Annotated in this window: 21 protein-coding genes and 1 tRNA gene; 18 read left to right on the top strand and 4 right to left on the bottom strand. The window is 68.9% G+C overall.

Features of this window, described 5'->3' with window-relative positions; genetic code table 11:
* The first annotated feature begins 2 nt into the window (after positions 1-2).
* From pilW to AC07OQ_RS14020, 15 genes are all read left to right on the top strand, one after another.
* Positions 3-809 carry a type IV pilus biogenesis/stability protein PilW gene (gene pilW / locus AC07OQ_RS14090; protein ID WP_495053751.1) on the top strand — a complete coding sequence of 269 codons (807 nt, stop codon included), beginning with the start codon at positions 3-5 and terminating at the stop codon, positions 807-809.
* Positions 810-819: 10 nt separating this feature from the next.
* Entirely contained in the window at positions 820-1770 is a 951-nt protein-coding gene (locus AC07OQ_RS14085; protein WP_495053750.1) for a helix-turn-helix domain-containing protein, read from the top strand.
* A 20-nt stretch (positions 1771-1790) separates the two neighbouring features.
* On the top strand, positions 1791-3071 hold the full coding sequence (gene ispG / locus AC07OQ_RS14080; RefSeq protein ID WP_495053749.1) for a flavodoxin-dependent (E)-4-hydroxy-3-methylbut-2-enyl-diphosphate synthase: 1281 nt from the start codon (positions 1791-1793) through the stop codon (positions 3069-3071).
* Positions 3068-4396: a histidine--tRNA ligase gene (gene hisS, locus AC07OQ_RS14075; RefSeq protein WP_495053748.1), complete on the top strand. Its 1329-nt coding sequence runs from the start codon at positions 3068-3070 to the stop codon at positions 4394-4396. Before ispG ends, hisS begins: the two co-directional genes overlap by 4 nt.
* Before the next feature lie 41 nt (positions 4397-4437).
* Positions 4438-5109, top strand: a complete 672-nt coding sequence (locus AC07OQ_RS14070) for a YfgM family protein (RefSeq protein ID WP_495053747.1) — start codon at positions 4438-4440, stop codon at positions 5107-5109.
* Positions 5106-6245, top strand: a complete 1140-nt coding sequence (bamB, locus tag AC07OQ_RS14065; protein ID WP_495053746.1) for an outer membrane protein assembly factor BamB — start codon at positions 5106-5108, stop codon at positions 6243-6245. Before AC07OQ_RS14070 ends, bamB begins: the two co-directional genes overlap by 4 nt.
* A gap of 59 nt (positions 6246-6304) precedes the next feature.
* Positions 6305-7639 (top strand): ribosome biogenesis GTPase Der, encoded by a 1335-nt coding sequence (der, locus tag AC07OQ_RS14060; protein ID WP_495053745.1) that lies wholly within the window; start codon positions 6305-6307, stop codon positions 7637-7639.
* An 89-nt stretch (positions 7640-7728) separates the two neighbouring features.
* Positions 7729-7977: an RNA chaperone Hfq gene (gene hfq, locus AC07OQ_RS14055; protein ID WP_495053744.1), complete on the top strand. Its 249-nt coding sequence runs from the start codon at positions 7729-7731 to the stop codon at positions 7975-7977.
* A gap of 33 nt (positions 7978-8010) precedes the next feature.
* Positions 8011-9234 carry a GTPase HflX gene (hflX, locus tag AC07OQ_RS14050; protein ID WP_495053743.1) on the top strand — a complete coding sequence of 408 codons (1224 nt, stop codon included), beginning with the start codon at positions 8011-8013 and terminating at the stop codon, positions 9232-9234.
* Positions 9221-10459 carry an FtsH protease activity modulator HflK gene (hflK, locus tag AC07OQ_RS14045; RefSeq protein ID WP_495053778.1) on the top strand — a complete coding sequence of 413 codons (1239 nt, stop codon included), beginning with the start codon at positions 9221-9223 and terminating at the stop codon, positions 10457-10459. Before hflX ends, hflK begins: the two co-directional genes overlap by 14 nt.
* A gap of 18 nt (positions 10460-10477) precedes the next feature.
* Entirely contained in the window at positions 10478-11368 is an 891-nt protein-coding gene (gene hflC / locus AC07OQ_RS14040) for a protease modulator HflC (protein ID WP_495053742.1), read from the top strand.
* A 15-nt stretch (positions 11369-11383) separates the two neighbouring features.
* Positions 11384-11572, top strand: a complete 189-nt coding sequence (locus AC07OQ_RS14035; protein WP_495053741.1) for a DUF2065 domain-containing protein — start codon at positions 11384-11386, stop codon at positions 11570-11572.
* Positions 11573-11690: 118 nt separating this feature from the next.
* Positions 11691-12875 (top strand): ATP phosphoribosyltransferase regulatory subunit, encoded by a 1185-nt coding sequence (locus tag AC07OQ_RS14030; RefSeq protein WP_495053740.1) that lies wholly within the window; start codon positions 11691-11693, stop codon positions 12873-12875.
* A 45-nt stretch (positions 12876-12920) separates the two neighbouring features.
* Positions 12921-14255 carry an adenylosuccinate synthase gene (locus AC07OQ_RS14025; protein WP_495053739.1) on the top strand — a complete coding sequence of 445 codons (1335 nt, stop codon included), beginning with the start codon at positions 12921-12923 and terminating at the stop codon, positions 14253-14255.
* Between the two features lie 42 nt (positions 14256-14297).
* Positions 14298-14819 carry a phosphoribosyltransferase gene (locus AC07OQ_RS14020; RefSeq protein WP_495053738.1) on the top strand — a complete coding sequence of 174 codons (522 nt, stop codon included), beginning with the start codon at positions 14298-14300 and terminating at the stop codon, positions 14817-14819.
* Between the two features lie 146 nt (positions 14820-14965).
* Here AC07OQ_RS14020 and AC07OQ_RS14015 read toward each other — a convergent pair.
* A tRNA-Leu gene (locus AC07OQ_RS14015) sits at positions 14966-15050 on the bottom strand.
* A 77-nt stretch (positions 15051-15127) separates the two neighbouring features.
* On the opposite strand from AC07OQ_RS14015, the gene rnr reads away from it, so the two are divergent.
* Positions 15128-17428 carry a ribonuclease R gene (rnr, locus tag AC07OQ_RS14010; protein ID WP_495053737.1) on the top strand — a complete coding sequence of 767 codons (2301 nt, stop codon included), beginning with the start codon at positions 15128-15130 and terminating at the stop codon, positions 17426-17428.
* A gap of 40 nt (positions 17429-17468) precedes the next feature.
* On the opposite strand, the gene AC07OQ_RS14005 is transcribed toward rnr, so the two are convergent.
* From AC07OQ_RS14005 to AC07OQ_RS13995, 3 genes are read right to left on the bottom strand one after another with little or no spacing between them, the layout of a single operon-like run.
* On the bottom strand, positions 17469-18974 hold the full coding sequence (locus tag AC07OQ_RS14005) for an NAD(P)H-hydrate dehydratase (protein ID WP_495053736.1): 1506 nt from the start codon (positions 18972-18974) through the stop codon (positions 17469-17471).
* Between the two features lie 20 nt (positions 18975-18994).
* Positions 18995-20338 carry an FAD-dependent oxidoreductase gene (locus AC07OQ_RS14000; RefSeq protein WP_495053735.1) on the bottom strand — a complete coding sequence of 448 codons (1344 nt, stop codon included), beginning with the start codon at positions 20336-20338 and terminating at the stop codon, positions 18995-18997.
* A gap of 3 nt (positions 20339-20341) precedes the next feature.
* Entirely contained in the window at positions 20342-21658 is a 1317-nt protein-coding gene (locus AC07OQ_RS13995) for an amidase (protein ID WP_495053734.1), read from the bottom strand.
* 166 nt (positions 21659-21824) lie between these two features.
* On the opposite strand from AC07OQ_RS13995, the gene rpsB reads away from it, so the two are divergent.
* Both rpsB and tsf read left to right on the top strand, forming a co-directional pair.
* A complete protein-coding gene (rpsB, locus tag AC07OQ_RS13990) occupies positions 21825-22571 on the top strand; it encodes a 30S ribosomal protein S2 (protein WP_495053733.1) in 747 nt (248 codons plus the stop codon).
* A gap of 120 nt (positions 22572-22691) precedes the next feature.
* Positions 22692-23588, top strand: a complete 897-nt coding sequence (gene tsf / locus AC07OQ_RS13985) for a translation elongation factor Ts (protein ID WP_495053732.1) — start codon at positions 22692-22694, stop codon at positions 23586-23588.
* Positions 23589-23686: the final 98 nt, after the last annotated feature.

The raw sequence follows: 23686 nt of genomic DNA, 5'->3' as shown, positions 1-23686 counted from the left end.
TCATGAACAAACAACTCCTGCAAATTTCCCTGAGCCTGGCGTTGGCGCTGGGTCTGCTGGCCTGCGCCGGCACCGGCACCGGCGGCCAGAGCGGCGCCGGCCAGGTGCCGCGCACCGCCTCCGACCAGACCGAGCTCGACCGGCGTGCCAATGTGCGCATCGAGCTGGCCTACGGCTATTTCACCCGCGGCCAGTACAACACCGCGCTGGACGAACTGAAGCAGGCCCTCGCCGTCAAACCCGATATGCGCGAGGCCCTGAATCTGCGCGGTCTGGTCTATGCGGCACTGGGCGAGATTCCGCTGGCCGAGGAGAGCTTCAAGCGCACGCTGAGCCTCTATCCCAACGACCCGGACAGCCTGCACAACTACGCCTGGTTCCTATGCCAGCAACGCCGCTTTCCCGAGTCCTTCGCCCAGTTCGACCTCGCGCTGGCGCAGCCGCAGTACCGCGGCGTGTCGCGCTCGCTGCTGGCCAAGGGGGCCTGCGAGGCCACGGCGGGCCGCCCGGCCGAGGCCGAGAAGACCCTGGCCCGGGCCTTCGAGCTGGATCCCGCGAACCCGGCGATCGCCGTCAACCTGGCCGAGGTGCTGTACCGCAACGGTCAGTACGAGCGCGCACGCTTTTATGTGAAGCGCGTCAACGAGCAGGCCGAGCAGGCCAATGCGCAGAGTCTGTGGCTCTCGCTGCGCGTGGAACGGCGCCTGGGCAACAGCGCCACGGTGGCCGATCTGGGCCAGCAACTGCGCCGCCGCTTCCCGCAGTCGCCGGAAGTGCAGGCACTGAACAATGGTCGATTCGATGAGTGAGAGGGAACGCATGTCAACCATCCTGAGCGAGGCGCCCGAGGCCGCCTCGCCGGCCGGCGCGCGGCAGAGCGCCGGCGCCTGGCTGCGCGCCGCCCGTCAGGCCCAGGGCCTGCACATTGCCGTGCTGGCTGCCCAGCTGAAGGTGCCGCAGGCCAAGCTGGAGGCTCTGGAGGCCGACCGCCACGAGGAGCTGCCCGATGCCACCTTCGCCCGCGCGCTGGCCAAGGCCATGTGCCGCGTGCTCAAGATCGACGCGGCGCCGGTGCTGGACCTGCTGCCGCGCGGCGCCGATCCGGCGCTGGAGCGCGTCTCCAGGGGGCTGAACCAGCCCTTCCGCGAGCGCGCGCTGCGCGAGGAGCAGGTTTCGCTGGAATGGCTCAAGCGTCCGGTGGTCTGGGCACCGCTGCTGCTGCTGCTGGCGGCCCTGGCGGTCTACCTGCTGCCCGGCGAATGGCTGCCGCCGCTGTCCGGCCCCGAGGCCGTCAAGCCCGCCCCGGTCGAGATCCAGCCCGCCCCGGCGCCGCAGTTCGACGCGGCGGCACCGGTCGTTGCCGGCAGCGCGGCGGAGCAACTGGCTCCGGCGGCCCTGCCCGCGATCGCCGCACCTACTACATCTACCGCCCCCGCCGCCCCCGCAACGGCGGCGGCCAGCGTGGCCGCCATCGGCATGCCCACGGCCGCCTCCGTCGCCGCGCCGATGGCGCCCGCCCCCCTGCAGGCGGGGCAGGTGCCGATGCGTGTCAAGGCCGTCCAGGAATCCTGGGTCGAGGTGACCGACGCCCGGGGTCAGGTCATGCTGTCCCGGCTGATGAGGCCCGGCGACGTAGCCGAGCTGGCCGTGCTGCCGCCGCTGCGCTTGCGCATCGGCAATGTGGCCGGCACCGAAATCACTCTGCGCGGCGCGGCCGTGGATCTGGCCGCCCAGAGCCGGGACAATGTCGCACGTCTGGAACTGAAGTAATCGTCCGAAGCAGTCTGCCCATGATCGACACCCAAACCAGCATTGCCGAAGCCATTGCCGCCGCCAGCCCGGCGGCTCGCCGCAGCCGTCAGGCGCGCGTCGTGTGGGGCTCGCGCGTGGTCACGATCGGCGGTGATGCGCCGGTGCGCGTGCAATCGATGACCAATACCGACACGGTGGACGTGATCGGGACCGCGATCCAGATCAAGGAGCTGGCCGTGGCCGGCTCGGAGCTGGTGCGCATCACGGTCAACACGCCCGAGGCGGCCGATGCCGTGCCGCATATCCGCGAGCAGCTCGACCGCATGGGCATCGACGTGCCCCTGGTCGGCGATTTCCACTACAACGGCCACCGCCTGCTGACCGAGCACCCGGCGATGGCCCGGGCGCTGTCCAAGTACCGCATCAACCCGGGCAACGTCGGCAAGGGCGACAAGAAGGACCGCCAGTTCGCGATGATGGTGGAGGCCGCCGCCAGGTACGACAAGGTGGTGCGCATCGGCGTGAACTGGGGCAGCCTGGACCAGGAGATCCTGGCCCAGATGATGGACGACAATGCCAAGCGCGCCGAGCCCTGGGACGGCAAGCAGGTGATGTACCAGGCGCTGATCCAGTCGGCGCTGAGTTCGGCCGATTACGCCCGCGAACTGGGCCTGAACCCCGACAACATCATCATCAGCTGCAAGGTCAGCGGCGTGCAGGACCTGATCTCGGTGTATCGGGCCCTGGCCGCGCGCTGCGACTACGCGCTGCACCTGGGCCTGACCGAGGCCGGCATGGGCACCAAGGGCACGGTGGCCTCGGCCACGGCCCTGTCCATCCTGCTGCAGGAGGGCATCGGCGACACCATCCGCGTGTCGCTGACGCCGCAGCCCGGCGAGGCGCGCACCCAGGAGGTGGTGATCGCGCTGGAGATCCTGCAGTCCCTTGGGCTGCGCGCCTTCAACCCCAGCGTCACTGCCTGCCCCGGCTGCGGCCGCACCACCAGCACCACCTTCCAGGAACTGGCCAAGCAGATCGACGATTTCCTGCGCGCGCAGATGCCTGTCTGGCGCAGCAAGTACCCCGGCGTCGAGAACATGAAGGTGGCCGTGATGGGCTGCATCGTCAACGGCCCCGGCGAGAGCAAGCATGCCGACATCGGTATCAGCCTGCCCGGCACCGGCGAGGCGCCGGCCGCGCCCGTATTCATCGACGGCGAGAAGGCCCTGACCCTGCGCGGCGAGAACATCGCAGCCGAGTTCCACGCCCTGGTCGAGAACTACATCGAGAAGCGCTTCGGCGCGACCGCATCCGCATGACAGAAACGAAGAAGCCCACCGTCTTGCAGGCGGTCAAGGGCATGAATGACATCCTGCCCGGCAGCGTCACGCGCAAGGACAAGCTGCCGGATTCGCAGCTCTGGCTGTGGTTCGAGAACACGCTGCGCTCGGTGCTGGCCCGCTATGGCTATCAGTACATGCTGACGCCCATCGTCGAGCCGACGGCGCTGTTCGTGCGCGGCCTTGGCGAGGTGACCGACATAGTCGAGAAGGAGATGTACTCGTTCACCGACTCGATGAACGGCGACAAGCTGACGCTGCGCCCCGAGGCGACGGCCGGCATCGTGCGCGCGATGGTCGAGCACAACGCGCTTTACAACGGGCCGCTGCGCCTGTGGACCGTCGGCCCGATGTTCCGCCACGAGCGGCCGCAGAAGGGCCGCTACCGGCAGTTCAATCAGCTCGACGTCGAGGCGCTGGGCTTTGCCGGGCCGGACGTCGATGCCGAGCTGATCCTGATGGCGCGCCGGCTCTGGAAGGAGCTGGGTCTCATCGAAGGCCAGCATGTGCGGCTGGAGCTGAACAGCCTGGGCCAGCCGGCCGAACGCGCGGCGCACCGCGCGGCGCTGATTGCCTATTTCGAGGCCCATGCCGAGCAGCTTGATGAGGACGCCAAGCGCCGCCTGCATAGCAACCCGCTGCGCATCCTCGACAGCAAGAACCCGGCGATGCAGGCGCTTGTCGAAGGCGCCCCGCGGCTGATGGACTTCCTGGGCGAAGAGACGCTGGCCCATTTCAACGCGGTGCGTGCGGTGCTTGACGCGGCCGGCCTGGCCTACCGCGTCAATACGCGCCTGGTGCGGGGCATGGACTATTACAACCTGACCGTGTTCGAGTGGGTCACCGACCATCTCGGCTCGCAGGGCACCGTCTGCGGCGGTGGTCGTTACGACGGTCTGTTCGAGCAGCTCGGCGGCAAGCCGACGCCGGCGGTGGGCTTTGGCCTCGGCATCGAGCGCCTGCTGCTCCTGATCGACGAGCTGAAGCTGCCGGTGCCCAGCGCCGCGCCGCAGGTCTATGCCGTCGTGCCGAATCCGGCTGTCAGCCCCCAGGTCCAGCTTGCGCTGGAAGCGCTGCGCTCGGCCGGCCTGGCCGTGCAGATGCATGCCGGTGGTGGCAGCTTCAAATCGCAGATCAAGAAGGCCGACGCCAGCGGTGCCGCCTTCGCGCTGATCTTCGGCGAGGACGAGCTGGCGCAGGGGCAGGTGGCCATCAAGCCGCTGCGCGACGCCAATGCCGCCCAGTACACCCGCGCGCTGACGGCCGTGCCCGACTGGGCGGCCGAGCTTTTGCTCAACGCATAATCGCGCATCTTTGACCCCGACCACCTAGAACAGCTCCCGCAATGGCGTCTCATCTCGATCTCGAAGAACAGGAACAGCTGGACCAGCTGAAGGCTTTCTGGCAAAGCTACGGCAATCTGATCACCTGGGTGGTCACGCTGGTCCTGCTGGCCTTTGCCGGCTGGAACGGCTGGAACTACTGGCAGCGCGACCAGGCCGCCAAGGCCGCCGCGATGTTCGAGGCGCTGGAGACGGCTACCGAGGCGCAGGACGCCGAGAAGGCCGGCCGCGTCTTCGCCGACCTGAAGGAACGCTTCCCGCGCACCGTCTACGCCGCCCAGGCCGCGCTGGTGGCCGCCAAGCTGCAGGCCGACAAGGGCCAGGCCGACGCGGCCCGCGCCAGCCTCGCCTGGGCCGCCGAGAGCGCCGGTGAGACCGAGTACCGCGACATCGCGCGCCTGCGCCTGGCGGCGCTGCAACTCGACGCCAAACAGCTCGACGAGGCCGCCAAGTCCCTGGACGGCGTCAAGGGGGCCGACTTCGCCGCCCTGGTGGCCGACCGCCGCGGCGATCTGGCCCTGCTGCAGAACAAGCCCGATGCGGCCAAGACCGAATTCCTGAAGGCCTATGCCGCGATGGACAAGACCCTGGACTATCGCCGCCTGATCGAGGCCAAGCTGGCCTCGCTGGGCGTGGCCGCACCGGACGCCGCCGCGTCGGGAGCCGCGCAATGAAGGCCGCCCGTCACCTGATGCGGCCGCTCGCCATCCTGGGGCTGACGGCGCTGCTGAGCGCCTGCGCGTGGTTCAGCTCCTCCAGCGCGCCCAAGCCGGCGCCGCTGGAAACGCTCGGTGGCGGCGCCGTCGGCGCGCGCCAGCTGTGGAACGCGCGCCTGGATGGCGTGCAGTTCCCGCTGGCGGTTGCGGCGCGCGGCGACCGCTTCGTGGTCGCCGGCAGCGATGGCGTGGTGCAGGCCTTCTCGGCCGCGAATGGATCGGTGCTGTGGCGCGGCGAGGCCGGTGCCAAGCTGCAGGCCGGCGTCGGCAGCGACGGCCGCTTCGCCGCGGTCGTGACCCGCAACAACGAACTGGTGGTGCTGGATGCCGGCAAGCCGGTGTGGCGCAAGACCGTCGGTTCGACCGTCAGCACCGCGCCGCTGGTGGCCGGCGAGCGCGTCTTCCTGCTGACCGTGGATCGCCAGGTGCTGGCCTTCGACGCGCTGGACGGCCGCCGCCTGTGGGATCTGCGTCGCCCCGGCGACCCGCTGACCCTGTCGCAGCCCGGCGTGCTCGCCGCCTACAAGGACACCCTGGTGGTGGGGCAGGGCGCGCGTCTGGCCGGCATCGACCCGCTGCGCGGCACCTTGCGCTGGGAGGCCAATGTGGCCACGCCGCGCGGCACCAACGAGGTGGAGCGTCTGGCCGACCTGGTGGGCCCGCTGGCCCGCCAGGGCGACACGCTGTGCGCGCGCGCCTTCCAGTCGGCCGTGGGCTGCGTCAACGCCGAGCGCGGCTCGACGCTGTGGAGCCGCAATGTCGGCGGCACCCTGGGCGTGGGCGTCGATGCCCAGCAGGTCTACGGCGCCGATGCCACCGACCGCATCACTGCCTGGAAGCTCGGCAACGGCGACACCGTCTGGAGCGCCGAGCAACTGCTGAACCGCAAGCTCAGCGCGCCGCTGTCGGCGGGCAAGCACCTGCTGGTGGGCGACTACGAGGGCTATGTGCATTTCCTGGCGCTCGACAGCGGCAAGACCGTGGCCCGTCTGGCCACCGACGGCTCGCCGGTGGTGGCCGCGCCGGTGCAACTGGGCGACACCGTGCTGGTGGTGACCCGCAACGGCGGCCTCTTCGCGCTCCGGCCCGAGTGAAGCCCGGAGTAAAGCCCGAGCAGAGCTTTCTTTCCCAACCTTAGAAGAACAAGAACATCATGAAACCCGTCATCGCCCTGGTCGGCCGCCCGAACGTGGGTAAGTCCACGCTGTTCAACCGGATGACCAAGAGCCGCGATGCCATCGTGGCCGACTTCGCCGGGCTGACGCGCGACCGCCACTACGGCGACGGGCGCCTTGGGGCACGCGAGTTCATCGTCATCGACACCGGCGGCTTCGAGCCGGACAGCACCACGGGCATCGTCAAGGAGATGGCCAAGCAGACCCGCCAGGCGGTGGCCGAGGCCGACGCCGTGGTGTTCGTGGTCGACGTGCGCACCGGCCTGTCGGGCCAGGACCAGGACATCGCGCGCTATCTGCGCCAGGCCAACAAGCGCGTCCACCTCGCGGTCAACAAGGCCGAGGGCATGAGCGAATCGCCGCTGCTGGCCGAGTTCCACGAACTGGGCATGGGCGAGCCGCATCCGGTCTCGGCCGCCCATGGCCAGGGCATCCGCAGCCTGCTGGAGGCGGTGCTGGAGCCCTTCGGGCCCGAGAGCGAGGAAGAGCTGCCGGAAGAGGAGGGCGTGATCCGTCTCGCGGTGGCGGGTCGCCCGAATGTGGGCAAGAGCACCCTGATCAACACCTGGCTGGGCGAGGAGCGCCTGGTGGCCTTCGACATGCCCGGCACCACGCGCGACGCGATCGCGGTGGACTTCGAGCGCCAGGGTCAGAAGTTCAAGCTGATCGACACCGCCGGCCTGCGCCGCAAGGGCAAGGTGTTCGAGGCGATCGAGAAGTTCTCGGTGGTCAAGACCCTGCAGGCCATTGCCGACGCCCATGTGGTGCTGCTGCTGATCGATGCGACCCAGGGCGTGTCGGACCAGGACGCGCATATCGCCGGCTATGTGCTGGACAGCGGCCGCGCCGTCGTGGTGGCGATCAACAAATGGGACGCGATCGACAGCTACCAGCGTCAGCAGCTGGAGCGCTCGATCGAGCATCGTCTGTCTTTCCTGAAGTTCGCGCCGCTGCACCATATCTCGGCGCTGAAGCGCCAGGGTCTGGGGCCGCTGTGGAACGCGATGGCCGACGCCTACGCTTCAGCCTTCAAGAAGATGACCACGCCGGTGCTGACCCGCCTGATCCAGGAAGCGGTGGAGCACCAGACGCCCAAGAAGAGCGGGCATTTCCGCCCCAAGCTGCGCTACGCCCACCAGGGCGGCATGAATCCGCCGATCGTCGTGATCCACGGCAACTCGCTGGAGGGGGTGACCGATGCCTACAAGCGCTATCTGGAAGGCCGCATCCGCACGCACTACAAGCTGGTCGGCACGCCGCTGCGCATCGAGCTGCGCTCGGCCAAGAATCCCTTTGCGGACAAAGAGGCCTGATCGGTCCGACCATCGGGGCTTTCCCTGTGTTAAGGTGAAGCCTCCCAACGCTTTCTCATCCCCTCGTTCTCTCTAACACGGAGCATATCGTGAGCAACAAAGGCCAACTCTTGCAAGATCCCTTCCTGAACCTGCTGCGCAAGGAGCATGTGCCGGTGTCCATCTACCTGGTCAACGGTATCAAGCTGCAAGGGCATATCGAGTCCTTCGACCAGTACGTCGTGTTGCTGCGCAATACCGTGACCCAGATGGTCTACAAGCACGCGATCTCCACCGTGGTGCCGGGCCGTGCGGTGAATTTCCACGCGGCCGAGAACGGCGGCGAAAACGCCCAATAAAGCGCTTCGGGGGCGCCTGAGCCCCTCGCACCCTTGAGTTCCTCTTCCTTTTCTCCCACTCCCGCGTCGCCGCCCTCCGAGGCGGCGCGCGCCATTCTCGTGGGCGTCGAGATCGGCCGCAGCGGCCATTTCGATCCCACGCTCGATGAACTGGCCCTGCTGGCCGAGTCCGCCGGTGATACGCCGGTGGCCAAGGTCATCGCGCGTCGCCAGGCGCCGGACGCCGCGCTGTTCGTCGGCTCCGGCAAGGCCGACGAGATCAAGCTGCTGGTGCAGGCGCACCAGGCCCATACCGTGCTGTTCGATCAGGCGATCTCGCCGGCCCAGCAGCGCAATCTGGAGCGCGTGCTGGGCGTGCCGGTGGCCGACCGCACCGCGCTGATCCTGGAGATCTTCGCGGCACGCGCCAAGAGCCATGAAGGCAAGCTGCAGGTCGAGTTGGCGCGGCTGCAATACCTGGCCACGCGCCTGGTGCGGCGCTGGAGCCACCTGGAGCGTCAGAGCGGCGGCATCGGCATGCGCGGCGGCCCCGGCGAGGCCCAGATCGAGCTGGACCGCCGCATGATCGACGACCGCATCAAGGTCACCAAGGAGCGTCTGAAGAAGGTGCAGCGCCAGCGCGGCACCCAGCGGCGCGCGCGCGAGCGCAACCAGGTGTTCCGGGTCTCGCTGGTCGGCTACACGAATGCCGGCAAGTCGACCCTGTTCAACGCCATGGTGAAGGCGCGCGCCTATGCGGCCAACCAGCTGTTCGCCACGCTGGACACGACCACGCGCTCGCTCTACCTGGAGGCCGCCGGGGCCAGCGTCTCGCTGTCCGACACCGTGGGCTTCATCCGCGACCTGCCGCACAAGCTGGTCGAGGCCTTCCAGGCCACCCTGCAGGAGGCGGCCGAGGCCGACCTGCTGCTGCATGTGATCGACGCCGCCAGCCCGGTGCTGGACGAGCAGATGGTCGAGGTGGAGCGGGTGCTGGACGAGATCGGTGCCGCCGGCATTCCGCAGATCCTGGTCTACAACAAGCTCGACCTGCTGGAAGACAACCAGCGCCCGCGCTCGGACGAGGACTGGCTGGAGCGGCCCGGTGGCCTGCGCGTGCCGCGCGTCTTCGTCAGCGCCCTGAGCGGCGAGGGCCTGGATGTGCTGCGCGCGCGCATCGTGCAGTGCATGCAGCCGCCGGCCGCGGGCTTGAACGGACATGACCCGACCCCATCTGCCCACAACATGAATGACAGGCATGAGCATGAACAAATCTGAGTCCGTGCGTGCGCGGCCCTGGCAACGCTTGGCCGGTCGCCTGCTGAGCAATGGCCGCAACGACGGCCCGCCCGATCTGGACGAGCTCTGGCGCGACTTCAACCGCAAGCTTTCGGGCCTGTTCGGCGGCAAGGGCGGCGGTGGTTCGCCCCAGGGCGGCAATGGCGGCGGCGGCAACAACTTCCAGCCCGACATGAAGAGCGCCGGCATCGGCGTCGGCCTGATCGCCGGCGTCGTGGCGCTGGGCTGGCTGGGCAGCGGCTTTTACATCGTGCAGGAAGGCCAGCAGGCGGTCGTCACCTCCTTCGGCAAGTACAGCAAGACGGTGGATGCCGGTTTCAACTGGCGCCTGCCTTACCCCTTCCAGGCCAACGAGGTCGTGCCCGTCACCCAGCTGCGCTCGGTCGAGGTGGGGCGCAACTCGGTGGTGCAGGCCACCGGCCTGCGCGACTCATCGATGCTGACCCTGGACGAAAACATCGTCGACATCCGCTTTACCGTGCAGTACCGGCTGAAGGATGCGCGCGACTATCTATTCGAGAACCGCAGTCCCGACGAGGCGGTGATCCAGGCCGCGGAATCGGCGGTCCGAGAGATAGTCGGCAAGAGCAAGATGGACTCGGTGCTGTACGAGCAGCGCGATGCCATCGCCGCCGAGTTGGCCAAATCGGTGCAGAACCAGCTGGACCGCCTCAAGGCCGGCATCCTGGTGGCCAATGTGAACGTGCAGAACGTGCAGGCGCCCGAGCAGGTGCAGGCCGCGTTCGATGACGCCTTCAAGGCCGGCGCCGACCGCGAGCGCCTGAAGAACGAGGGTCAGGCCTATGCCAACGACGTGATTCCCAAGGCCCAGGGTACGGCCGCGCGCCTGCGCGAGGAGGCCGAGGGCTACAAGTCGAGAGTCGAGGCGCAGGCCGAGGGCGATGCGCAGCGCTTCAAGAGCGTGCTGGCCGAGTACCAGAAGGCGCCGGCCGTGACGCGCGACCGCCTCTACATCGACACCATGCAGCAGGTCTACAGCAATGTCAGCAAGGTGATGGTGGACAGCCGCAACGGCTCCAACCTGCTGTACCTGCCGCTGGACAAGTTGCTGCAGCAGGCCGGCTCCACCGTGACCGCCAGCCCTCCCGTGCCGGCCGTGCTGCCGGATACTGCGTCGCAGGGCAGCGCTGCCGACGTGCGTTCGCGCGACGGTCTGCGTGGTCGCGACCGCGAGAGCCGCTGAGGCGAGGAGAACAAGAACATGAATCGCATTGCCTCCATCGTCATCGGCGCCCTGATCGCCTTCATGCTGGCCAGCTCGACCCTCTTCATCGTCGATCAGCGCCAGTTCGCCGTGGTCTATGCCCTGGGCGAGATCAAAGCCGTGGTCACCGAGCCCGGTCTGAAGTTCAAGCTGCCGCCGCCGTTCCAGAACGTGGTGTTCCTGGACCGCCGCATGCAGACCCTGGACAGCCCCGAGTCGCGCGCCATCTTCACCGCCGAGAAAAAGAGCCTGGTGATCGACTGGCTGGTCAAATGGCGCGTCGCCGAGCCGCGCCAGTTCATCCGCAACAGCGGCACCGACATGCGCAATGTCGAGAGCCGCCTCAGTCCCATCGTGCAGGCCGCCTTCAACGAGGAGGTCACCAAGCGCACCGTGCTGGCCGTGCTGGCCACCGAGCGCGAGAAGGTGATGAACGACGTGCAGCGGCGCCTGGCGGACGAGGCCAAGCAGTTCGGCATCGAGGTGGTGGACGTGCGCATCAAGCGCGTCGACTTCGCCGCCAACATCACCGACTCGGTCTACCGCCGCATGGAATCCGAGCGCAAGCGCGTCGCCAATGAGCTGCGCTCGACCGGCTCGGCCGAGGGCGAAAAGATCAAGGCCGACGCCGACCGTCAGCGCGAGGTGATCGTCGCCGAGGCCTACCGCGACGCCCAGAAGATCAAGGGCGAGGGCGACGCCAAGGCCTCGGCGCTGTATGCCGAAGCCTTCGGTCGGGACCCGCAGTTCGCGCAGTTCTACCGTTCGCTGGAGGCCTACCGCGCCGCCTGGCGCAACAAGTCCGACGTGATGGTGGTCGACCCCAGCAGCGACTTCTTCAAGGCCATGCGTGGCAGCGGGCCCGCTGCCCCGGCCAAGGGCAAGTAAGCCGGCGCCGGCAGCATGGGCGAGACCCTGCTGGGGGCGCTGGCCCTGATGCTGGTGATCGAAGGGCTGCTGCCCTTCCTGAACCCCGCGGCCTGGCGCCAGTTGTTCGCGCGCCTGTTGGCCATGAGTGACGGACAGATCCGCTTCATCGGTCTGTCCAGCATGCTGGCCGGCCTGATGCTGCTGCTGGCGCTGTGGGCCTGAGCTGCCCCTGAGGCGCCGCCGCCTCATGCGCCGTTTTTAGGGGCCGCTCCACTCGGGCATTGCTCGGCCGCCTTGCGGGGCCGGTACAATGCCGTTTTTAACCGCCTCCCTTACGTCCATGTCTTCTGCTTGGCTGCTGCCCGAGCATCTTGCCGACGTCTTGCCGTCCCAGGCGCGCCGCATCGAAGAGTTGCGCCGCGACATGCTGGACATGGCGCGCAGCTACGGCTGCGAGCTGGTGATGCCGCCGCTGCTGGAGCATCTGGATTCGCTGCTGTCCGGTACCGGACGCGAGCTGGATCTGAAGACCTTCAAGCTGGTGGATCAGCTCTCGGGGCGATCGCTGGGCCTGCGCGCCGACACCACGCCGCAGGTGGCGCGCATCGACGCGCACCTGCTGAACCGCGCCGGCGTTACCCGCCTGTGCTACTGCGGCCCGGTGCTGCACACCCGCCCGGCGGGCCTGAATGCCACGCGCGAGCCGTTGCAGTTCGGCGTCGAGATCTACGGCCATGCCGGCCTGGAGGCCGACCTGGAGGTGCAGGAGGCGGCGCTGGATGCGCTGCGCCGCGCCGGCTTGGCCGATATCGCGATCGATCTGGGCGATGCTCGTCTGGTGCAAGGGGTGCTGGGCGAACTGAAGCTGGCCCCGACCCTGCTGTCCGAGATCGTGGCCGCGCTGGCGGCCAAGGATGCGGCCGCGCTGGGCGCCCTGACGCCCGAGCTGCCGGCCGAGGCCGCAGAGGCTGTGGCCGGGCTGCAGGCCCTGCTGTCGCTGTACGGCGGCATCGAGGTGCTGGCCCAGGCGCGCGAGCGTCTGCCGAAGACGCCGGCGGTCACCGCCGCGCTGGACGATCTGCAATGGCTGGCCAGCCATCTGCAGCAGACCCATCCCGAGGTGGCCCTGGGCTTCGACCTGGCCGACCTGAGCGGCTACGCCTACTACAGCGGCGTGCGCTTCGCCGTCTATGCCGCCGGTTCCAGCGATGCCGTGCTGCGCGGCGGCCGCTATGACGAGGTGGGGGCGGTGTTCGGCCGCCGCCGTCCGGCCGTGGGCTTCAGCCTGGATCTGAAGGCCCTGGTGCAGCTCAGCCCGGCCACGCCCCTGCGTGCCGCGGTGCGTGCGCCCTGGAGTGACAGTGAGCAAGGGGACGCGGGCCTGCGCACGGCGATCCGCCGCCTGCGCGAGCTGGGCGAGACCGTGGTGTGCGTGCTGCCCGGGCACGAGCACGAAGGCGACGAATTCGACTGCGACCGCGAGCTGGTCCGCATCGATTCTCAGTGGGTGCTGCGCGCGCTTTGAGCGCGCAGCGTCGCCAACAACCTTTTCAACGAATCAAGAGTCATCATGCAAAGCGAAATCGCGCGCGGTCGTAACGTGGTTGTGGTGGGCACCCAATGGGGTGACGAAGGCAAGGGCAAGGTGGTCGACTGGATGACGCCGCATGCCCAGGGCGTGGTGCGTTTCCAGGGCGGCCACAACGCCGGCCACACGCTGGTGATCAAGGGCGTGAAGACCGCCTTGCAGCTGATCCCCTCGGGCATCATGCGCGACGGCGTGGCCTGCTATATCGGCAACGGCGTGGTGCTGGACCCGACCCATCTGCTGGGCGAAATCGAGCGCCTGGAAAAGGCCGGTGTCGAGGTGCGTTCGCGTCTCTACATCTCCGAGTCCTGCCCGCTGATCCTGCCCTTCCATGTGGCAGTGGACAAGGCGCGTGAAGCCCTGCGCGAGAGCAGCGGCGGCGGCAAGATCGGCACCACCGGCAAGGGCATCGGCCCGGCCTATGAGGACAAGGTGGCGCGCCGCGCGCTGCGCGTGCAGGATCTGAAGCATCCCGAGCGCTTTGCCAAGAAGCTCAGGGAGCTGGTGGAGCTGCACAACTTCGCACTGTGCGGCTATCTGAATTGCGGCGAGCTGGAGTTTCAGCCGATCTTCGACGAGGCCATGAAGATGGCCGAGCAGATCAAGCCGATGATGGCCGATGTCGGCTACATGCTGCACAAGGCCCACCAGGCCGGCCAGAACATCCTGTTCGAGGGCGCGCAGGGCACGCTGCTGGACATCGACCACGGCACCTATCCCTATGTGACCTCGAGCAACTGCGTCGCCGGCAATGCCGCCGCCGGCGCCGGCGTGGGGCCGCAGATGCTGCACTACATGCTGGGCATCACCAAGGCCTACACGACGCGCGTCGGCTCGGGCCCGTTCCCGACCGAGCTGGAATGGGAGAAGGAAGGTACGGTCGGCTATCACCTGTCGACCGTCGGCCAGGAGAAGGGCACCGTCACCGGCCGCGCGCGCCGCTGCGGCTGGCTGGACGCCGCCGCGCTGAAGCGCTCCATCATCATCAATGGCATCAGCGGCCTGTGCATGACCAAGCTGGACGTGCTGGACGGCCTGGCCGAGGTGCAGATGTGCGTGGGCTACGAGCTGAACGGCCAGACCCTCGATATCCTGCCGCTGGATGCCGACGAGATCGTCGCCTGCAGGCCCGTCTACGAAACCTTCCCGGGCTGGACCGACAGCACCGCCGGCATCACCGAATGGGACAAGCTGCCGCTGAATGCGCGCCGCTACCTGGAGCGTGTGCAGGAAGTGGCCGGCACGCCGATCGCGATGGTCTCCACCGGCCCCGACCGCGAGCACACCATCGTCTTGCGGCACCCCTTCAAGGCCTGATCCTCTTCTTCTCCAATCAAATCCAACGAGGAGCAACCATCCATGTTGACCGACGACGGCAAGCATCTGTACGTATCCTGGGACGAGTACCACATGCTGATCGAGCGCCTGGCGCTCAAGGTGCACAACTCCGGCTGGCAGTTCGACCAGATCCTCTGCCTGGCCCGCGGCGGCATGCGTCCGGGCGACGTGCTGTCGCGCGTGTTCGACAAGCCGCTGGGCATCATGTCCACCAGCTCCTACCGCGCCGAGGCCGGCACGATCCAGGGACGTCTGGACATTGCCAAGTACATCACCATGCCCAAGGGCGAGCTGGCCGGCCGCGTGCTGCTGGTCGATGATCTGGCCGATTCGGGCGTGACCCTGCGGGCCGTGGTCGAGCGCCTGCGCGGCATGCCCGCGATCAGCGAGCTGCGCTCGGCGGTGATCTGGACCAAGGGCGTGTCCAGCTACACACCGGACTACTATGTCGAGATGCTGGAGACCAGCCCCTGGATCCACCAGCCCTTCGAGGAATACGACGACATGCGGCCGGACGCGCTGGCCAAGAAATTCGTCGTCTGAGAAATCCCCGTCTACGCGATGCATTGCACAGCGAAGCCGGTCATGCCCCAGGGGATGGCCGGCTTTGTTGTATCTGCGGCAGCATTCGACCCGCTGCGGCTTGGAGAAACGAAAAAGGCCAGCACAATGTGCTGGCCTTCGATATTTGGTGCCCAGGAGAGGACTCGAACCTCCACGGAGTTACCCGCTAGTACCTGAAACTAGTGCGTCTACCAATTCCGCCACCTGGGCATTTCAGGAAAGACAAGGATTCTATCATCAAAAATTTTAAGTCTGCAAGCGCCTCCCAAAACCAGGGCGGGGCCCTGTTGAGCGAGATCGAGGGCGTGGTGCAAGGACACCGCGATGGCCATGGCTTCCTGCTGCCCGATGCGGGCGGCCAGGACGTCTATCTGTCGGCCCAGGAGATGCATGCCGTGATGCATGGCGACCGGTTGCGCGTGCGCGTCGTGCGCTACGACAAACGTGGCCGCCCGGAAGGGCGCGTGCTGGAGATCCTGGATCGCAAGAAGCGGCCCATCATCGGCCGGCTGCTGCTGGAGTCGGGCATCTGGCTGGTGGCGCCGGAAGACAAGCGCATGGGCCAGGACATCCTGATCCCGAAGAACGGCATCGCCAATGCCGCGGCCGGACAGGTGGTGGCGGTCGAGCTGACCGAGCCGCCGTCGCTCTATTCGCAGCCGGTGGGGCGCGTGGTCGAGGTGCTGGGCGAGATCGACGATCCCGGCATGGAGATCGAGATCGCGGTGCGCAAGTACGAGGTGCCGCACCGCTTCAGCGCCGAGACTCTGGCCCAGGCCGCCAAGCTGCCCGACAAGCTGCGCGCGGTGGATCTGAAGCAGCGCATCGACCTGCGCGATGTGCCGCTGGTGACGATCGACGGCGAGGATGCGCGCGACTTCGATGACGCGGTCTATTGCGAGCCCCACAAGCAGGGCCGCGGCAAGAGCGCCTTCCAGGGCTGGCGCCTGCTCGTCGCGATCGCCGACGTCAGCCACTACGTCAAGCCCGGCGAGCCGCTCGATGCCGATGCCTACGAGCGCGCCACCTCGGTGTACTTCCCGCGCCGCGTCATCCCGATGCTGCCGGAGAAGCTGTCCAACGGTCTGTGCTCGCTGAACCCGGAGCAGGATCGCCTCGCGATGGTCTGCGACATGCTGGTGGACGAGGCGGGCGAGACCCGTGCCTACCAGTTCTACCCGGCCGTGATCTGCTCGCATGCGCGCCTGACCTATACCGAGGTGGCGGCGGTGCTGGGCAACACCCATGGCCCCGAGGCCGCCAGGCGCCGCGAGCTGGTGCCGCATCTGCTGCATCTGCACGAGGTCTACCGCGCGCTGCTGGGCCAGCGTGCCAAGCGCGGCGCGGTGGACTTCGACACCACCGAGACCCAGATCATCTGCGACGACAACGGCCGCATCGAGAAGATCGTGCCGCGCACCCGCAATGAGGCGCACCGCCTGATCGAGGAGGCCATGCTGGCCGCCAATGTCAGCGCGGCCGACTTCATCGCCGGTACCAAGCATGCCGCGCTGTTCCGCGTGCACGAGGGCCCGACGCCCGAGAAGCGCACCGCGCTGCAGGCCTATCTGCGCGCGCTCGGGCTGGGCCTGTCCATCAGCGACGACCCGACGCCCGGCGAGTACCAGGCCATCGCCGCGGCCACCAAGGACCGCCCAGATGCGACCCAGATCCATGCGATGCTGCTGCGTTCGATGCAGCAGGCCATCTACACCGGCAGCAACTCGGGCCATTTCGGCCTGGCCTATACCGCCTACACCCACTTCACCAGTCCGATCCGGCGCTATCCCGATCTGCTGGTGCACCGCGTCATCAAGGCCAACCTGGCCGGCAAGAAGTACCAGCTCGACGCGGCCAAGATGAACGTGCCCGAGCCGCCCAAGCGGCCCGGCCGCGCCAAGCCTATCAATCCCGCCAGCGCCTCCACCGAGGCCGAGCGCTGGGAGGTGGTGGGGGCGCATTGCAGCGCCAACGAGCGGCGCGCCGACGAGGCCTCGCGCGATGTCGAGGCCTGGCTCAAGTGCCGCTACATGCGCGAGCATCTGGGCGAGGAGTTCTCCGGCACCGTCAGCGCCGTGACGAGCTTCGGCCTGTTCGTGCAGCTCGACGCGCTCTATGTCGAGGGCCTGATCCACATCACCGAGCTGGGCGGCGAGTACTACCGCTTCGACGAGGTGCGCCAGGAACTGCGCGGCGAGCGCACCGGCATGCGCTACGCCACCGGCGCGCGCGTGCAGGTGCAGGTCAGCCGCGTCGACCTGGACGGCCGCAAGATCGACTTCCGCTTGGTGCGCGACAGCGACGAGGCCAGGCTGGTGGCGCGCGCCATGCGGGACAAGTCGGGCGACAAGGTCGGCGAGCGCATGGTGCCGGTCGAGCCGCAGACGGCCAGCGCGGCGCTGGAGCAGGTGAAGCGTCAGGACCGCGAGCTGAAGGCCGGCCGCAAGAAGGCCAAGGCCGCGCCCCGGGTGCCCAAGCCCGCCGGCGGCACGGCGGCCGCCCATCCGGTGAAGGCCGCGCGCAAGGCGGCGCGTGCCCAGGCCGGCGCGCCCAAGAGTGAAGCGCGCGAAAGCCGCAAGCGCCGCTGAGATGAGCCGCTGATGCGCTGCTGACGCGCTGCTGCGGCCCTCAGGCCGCGTGCAGCGCGTACATGCGCTCGATCAGGTCGGCGGCGCGCAGCGGGCCGCCTTGTGCGGGCTCGGCGGCGCGGCCGTGCCAGTAGGCGCCGGCGCAGCCCAGCCGGTGCGGGGCCTGCGGGTCCTTGCCGTCGTACTGGGCCCACAATCCGCCCAGCCAGCCGGCCAGCACATCGCCGGTGCCGGCCGTGGCCAGGGCCGCATTGCCGCTGGCATTGATGGCCGGCGTCAGGCCGGGGCTCGCGATCACCGTGCCCGATCCCTTCAGCAGCACCGTGCAGCCCAGCTCCTGCGCCAGCGTCTGTGCCGCGCCCAATCGGTCGGCCTGCACCGAGCCGCTGTCGCCGCCCAGCAGGCGCGCGGCCTCCAGCGGGTGCGGCGTCAGCAGCGTCGGGCAACCCTGGGTCTGGCGCGCCTGCAGCAGCCGGCGCAGCGCCGCATCGGCGGCCAGCGCATTCAGCGCGTCGGCATCCAGCACCAGGCGATGCGCGTGCGCCAGCAGCGACGGCAGGGCCGAGGCGATGGCCTGGCCGCCGCCGCAGCCGGCCACCACGGTGTGGCGGGCCCAGTGCTCGGCTTGCTGCAGCAGGGCTTCGGGCCAGCTCATCAGCTCGGGTCGGTCCTGCGGCGGGGTTTCGCCGGCCGGGCCCTGCAGCAGGCAGGCATAGACGCGCCCGGCACCGGCCGCCAGCGCGGCGCGCGCGGCCAGCCAGGCTGCGCCGCGCATGCCGGGCTGGCCGCCGACGACCAGCACATCGCCCCAGCGGCCCTTGTGGCTGGCATGGCCGCGCGCGCCGCTGAGTGAGCGCCAGTCGGCCAGGGCCTGCGGCCCTTGCAGCCAGGCATCGGGCGGGGCGGGGCAGTGCTGCTCCAGCGCGTCCCACCAGATCTCGCCGGCGAGCGCGCGGCCCTGCGCGGTGAAGAGGCCCGGCTTCAGTGTCAGCAGGCTCAGGGTATGGTCGGCGTGCACCGCCAGCCCGGCCCGGCCATGCTGGCCGTCCAGCCCGCTGGGCAGATCGACCGCTAGCACCGGCGCGCTCTGGGCGTTGATGAGCCGGATCGCGTCGGCGATCCAGCCTTCCGGCGCACGGTTTGCGCCCAGGCCCAGCAGGCCGTCGATCACCAGATCGGCTTGCAGCATGTCCGGCAGTGTCGCCTGCGGCGCCAGCCCGATGTCCAGCGCCTGCCGCAGCGCCCAGGCGGCATCGGGTGGGGCGGTGCCTGCGCCGGGGCACAGCCACAACGCCACCCGCTTGCCGGTCTGGGCCAGCGCCCGCGCGGCCACCAGGGCGTCGCCGCCGTTATTGCCCGGCCCGCACAGCAGCGCGATGCGCCGCGCCTCGGGTTTCAGTGCCAACGCCAGCTTGGCCACGGCCAGGCCGGCGCGCCGCATCAGGGCCTGCGGCGCGCTGCGGGCCAGCGCCTCGGCCTCCCAGGCGCGGCTGGCGGCCAGGCCGTGCAGGGGCAGGTTCTCCGGGGCATGCAGGACGCGACGCATGGCCGCAGATTAGCAGGCGGCTAGCGCAGCCGCGCGACGTCCAGGCCTTCGGTGTCGACGGCCGGCGCGCGCCCCGCCAGCTGATCGGCCAGCACCCGCGCCGAGCCGCAGGCGAGCGCCCAGCCGCTGCTGCCATGGCCGAGGTTCAGCCAGACGCCGGCCGCGCCGCTGCTGCCCAGCACCGGCGGGCCGTCCGGCAGCATCGGCCGCGCGCCCTTCCAGCGCTGCAGCTGGCCGTTCAGCGTGGCGCCGGGGAACCAGTCGTGCAGCACCTTGTGCAGGGTGGCGAGCGGCTTGGGATTGAAGGCCTCGGGCCTGCCGCCCAGCTCGGCGCTGCCGGCCACGCGCACGCGCTGGCCGATGCGGCTGATCGCGACCTTGAAGCGCTCGTCCATCAGCGCGGCGCGCGGGCCCAGGTCGGGGTGCGCCTCCAGCTGGCGCAGCGGCGCGGTGATCGAGTAGCCGTAGACCGCCTGCAGCGGCAGTTTCAGGCCCAGCGGGCGCAGCAGCGCCGGTGCGCCCAGCGCGGCGCAGATGACGATGGCGTCGAAGCGCTCCTGCTGCGGCTCGGGCGCCTGCGGCACGGTGGCCGGGCCGTCGCTGGAGGCGAAGTCGATGCGCGTTGGCGCGGCCAGACTCTCCTCGGGCGGCGTGTACTCATGGATCAGGCTGGGAGCGCTGCCGGGTTCGATGCGGCGCACCGTGGTGTGGAAGCGAAAGCGCACGCCGGCGCGCTGCGCCTCGACGCGCAGGGCCTGTGCGAACTGGCGGCAGTTGCCGACCTCATCCTGCGCCAGGTGGATGCCGGCCTGCAGCGGCATCTCGGCATTCAGCCCGGGCTCGACGGCCAGGCATTGCTGCGCATCCAGCAGGCGGTGCGCGACGCCCAGTTCGCTCAGCAGGCGCAAGCTGCCCTGCGCCGCCGCCAGCTCGCGCGCGCCGCGCAGCAGCACCAGGTAGCCTTCGGCGCGCTCGTAGTCCAGCTGCAGCTGCTGGCGCAAGGTCTGCAGGCGCTGCTGGCTGTAGCTGGCCAGGCGGTGCATGCGCTGACGGTTCAGCTCATGCGTCTTGGCGCTGCCGGCGCGCCACCAGCGCCACAGCCAGGCCAGCTCCCGCGGGCCGGGCGCGCCGCCCAGGCGCATCGCCGCATGGGCGCCGAAGCTCTGGCGCAGCAGCTTCAGCGTCATGCCGGGGCCTGACCAGGGGCCGACATAGCCGGGCGCGACGACGCCGGCGTTGGCGAAACTGCCCTCGGCGGCCACGCCGCCGCTGCGTTCGAGCACGGTCACCTGGTGGCCATCGGCGGCCAGTTCGTAGGCGGTGCTGACGCCGATGATGCCGGCGCCCACGACTGCAACTCGCATCGCTCAGGCCTCCTCGTGCGCCAGCAAGGCTTCGGCCTGCAGGGCCAGGCCCAGCAGCGCGTCGTCGTGCAGGGCCGGGGCCCACAGCATCAGGCCCGTCGGCAGGCTGCCGGGCTGGTGGCAGGGCAGGGTGATGGCGCAGCCATCCAGCAGGTTGACGACCGAGGTATTGCGCAGCATCAACAGATTGGTGGCGAAGAACAGTTCGTCGCTGGCGAGCAGCGGCGCCAGCTCGGGGGCGACCTGCGGCACCGTGGGGCTCAGCAGCGCGTCGAAGCCGCGCAGCGCGGCCTCCATCTGCGCGATCCAGGCGCGCCGGGCGTTCAGCGTGTCGATGTAGTCGGCGGCCGACAGGGCCGCGCCGCGCCGGATGCGCAGGGCCACGCGCGGGTCGTAGTCGGCCTCGCGCTCCGCCAGGCGCTGGCGGTGCCAGGCCCAGCTCTCGGCGGCCGCGAGTCCGCCTTGCAGCTGCAGGGCCGAGAAATCGCGCAGCGGCACCGGGTCGATCGCTTCGATGCGGGCGCCAGCGGCACTCAGGCGCGTCAGGCTGCGCTCGAAGTCGCGCGCCACCTGGGTGTCCAGGTCGGCCAGCATCGCCCGCGGCACGCCCAGGCGCAGCGCGCTCCAGGGCCGCGCTTGCGGCGCCACCCGGCGCGCGGCCAGGACCTCGTGCAGCAGCACCGCGTCGCGAACGGTGCGCGTGATCGCGCAGGCCGTGTCCAGGCTCGTGGCCAGCGGGATGCAGCCCTCGGCGGGGGTCAGGCGTGCGGTGTTCTTGAAGCCGACCAGGCCCTGCAGCGCGGCCGGGATGCGGATCGAGCCGCCGGTGTCCGAGCCCAGGGCCGCCCAGGCGGCGCCGGCCGCGACGCTGACCGCGCCGCCCGAGCTGGAGCCGCCGGGGATGCGCTCCAGGCCGTCGATCGCCCGGGTGGCCGGGTTGGCGGGCGTGCCATGGTGCGGATTCAGTCCCAGGCCGGAGAAGGCGAACTCGCTCATGTTCGTGTGCCCGATCAGCGCGGCGCCCGCGGCGCGCAGGCGTGCCACGGCGGGGCTGTCGAGCGCGGCCGCCGGCGCATCGGCCAGCGCGGCCGAGGCCGCCGTCGTCGGCTGGCCCGCCACGTCGAACAGGTCCTTGACGCTGACGGCCAGGCCGCCCAGCGGGGTGTGGGGCGCGTCGATCGGCGGCGCGGGGAACATCCGCACGAAGGCATGGCGGCAGGCGGGGCCGCTGGCGGCGGCCAGGCTTTGCTGCAGCAGCTCGGCGGCGTGCAGCCGGCCTTGGCGCAGGCCCTGTAGGGCGCTGCTCAGGTCATGGGGCATGAATCGTGTATACTCTTTGGGTTTTGCTGCCGGTCGCTCCTGCGATCAGGAATGTCTCCTTGCAGCGAAACAAATCGCAAACCGGCCACTTCAAGGTGTTGCAGCTGCTTCAATTCTTTGCAGCGCAATTCGGGCCGGATTTTAGACACAACCTTCGGAGTTACCCATGTCCGTCACGATGCGCGAGATGCTGGAAGCAGGCGTCCACTTTGGTCACCAAACCCGCTTCTGGAATCCCAAGATGGCCCCGTTCATTTACGGCCATCGCAACAAGATCCACATCATCAACCTCGAAAAGACCCTGCCCAAGTTCGAGGAAGCGATGAAGTTCGTGCGCCAGCTGGCTGCCAAGCGCGGCACGATCCTGATGGTCGGCACCAAGCGCCAGGCCCGTGAAGTTGTCGCCCTGGAAGCCCAGCGCGCCGGCATGCCCTATGTCGACTCGCGTTGGCTGGGTGGCATGATGACCAACTTCAAGACGGTCAAGACCTCGCTGAAGAACCTGAAGGACATGCAGGCCCAGATCGATGCCGGCACTCAGCCCGCCATCAAGAAGGAAGCCCTGCTGTTCCAGCGCGACATCGCCAAGCTGGAAAAGAACATCGGCGGCATCCAGGACATGACTGCGCTGCCGGACGCCATCTTCGTGATCGACGTCGGCTACCACAAGATCGCCGTGGCCGAAGCCAAGAAGCTGGGCATTCCCGTGATCGGCGTGGTTGACACCAACCACTCGCCCGAAGGCATCGACTACGTGATCCCCGGCAACGACGACTCCGCCAAGGCCGTGGCCCTGTACGCCAAGGCCGTGGCCGACGCCGTGCTGGAAGGCCGTGCCAACGCCAGTAACGAGCTGGTGCAGGCCGTGGCCGCCGATGGCGACGAATTCGTGGAAGTCAACGAAGGCGCCTGATCCTCTCGGATCCCCGGAAGAACCGGAACGAAGGGGGCTGATTCAGCCCCTTTTTTTCAAAGCTGAATGAATTCAGGGGTTGGCATGCAAGGCCGGCCCCGCTGCACAACGGAGATTGATATGGCTGCAATTACCGCAAGCATGGTGGCCGAGCTGCGTGCCCGCACCGACTCCCCGATGATGGAATGCAAGAAGGCCCTGACCGAGGCCGACGGCGATCTGGCTCGGGCCGAGGAAATCCTGCGCGTCAAGCTGGGCAACAAGGCCGGCAAGGCCGCCTCGCGCGTCACCGCCGAGGGCGTGGTCGCCACGGCCGTGGTGGGCAGCGCCGGCGCGCTGATCGAAGTCAACTGCGAAACTGACTTCGTCTCCAAGAACGACGCCTTCCTGGCCTTCGTCAACGCGCTGGCCGGCCTGGTGGCCGAGAAGAACCCGGCCGACATCGAGGCCCTGTCGGCGCTGCCGCTGTCGCAGGAGGGCTTCGGCCCGACCGTGGAAGACGTGCGCAAGGGCCTGATCGGCAAGATCGGCGAGAACATGACGATCCGCCGCTTCCAGCGCTACGCCGCGGGCGCCAAGCTGGCCTCCTACCTGCACGGTACCCGCATCGGCGTGATGGTCGAGTTCGACGGTGACGACGTGGCCGCCAAGGACGTCGCGATGCATGTCGCCGCAATGAAGCCGGCCGCCCTGTCGTCGGCCGACGTGTCGGCCGAGCTGGTCGAGAAGGAGCGCAAGATCGCCACCGAGAAGGCTGCCGAGTCCGGCAAGCCCGCCGAAATCGTCGCCAAGATGGTCGAGGGTTCGGTGCAGAAGTTCCTGAAGGAAGTCTCGCTGCTGGACCAGGTCTTCGTGAAGGCCGCCGACGGCAAGCAGACCGTGGCCGCGATGCTGAAGGAAAAGGCTACCGCGGTGAAGGGCTTCACCCTGTACGTGGTGGGCGAGGGCATCGAGAAGAAGGTGGACGATTTCGCCGCCGAGGTGGCCGCCCAGGTGGCCGCTGCCAAGGGGCAATAAGCTCCGGCAGACCAAGAAGGGCGCCTCTGGCGCCCTTTACACTTGTGCCCGCGGTTTCGGCTCACAAGGTCTGGAAGAATCGCGGCACGCTAGCACAG

The sequence above is a fragment of the Roseateles sp. GW821-FHT09B06 genome, assembly GCF_059418245.1.
Note: the sequence above shows the minus strand (reverse complement) of the source record. Positions and strands in the feature narration are given on the sequence as shown.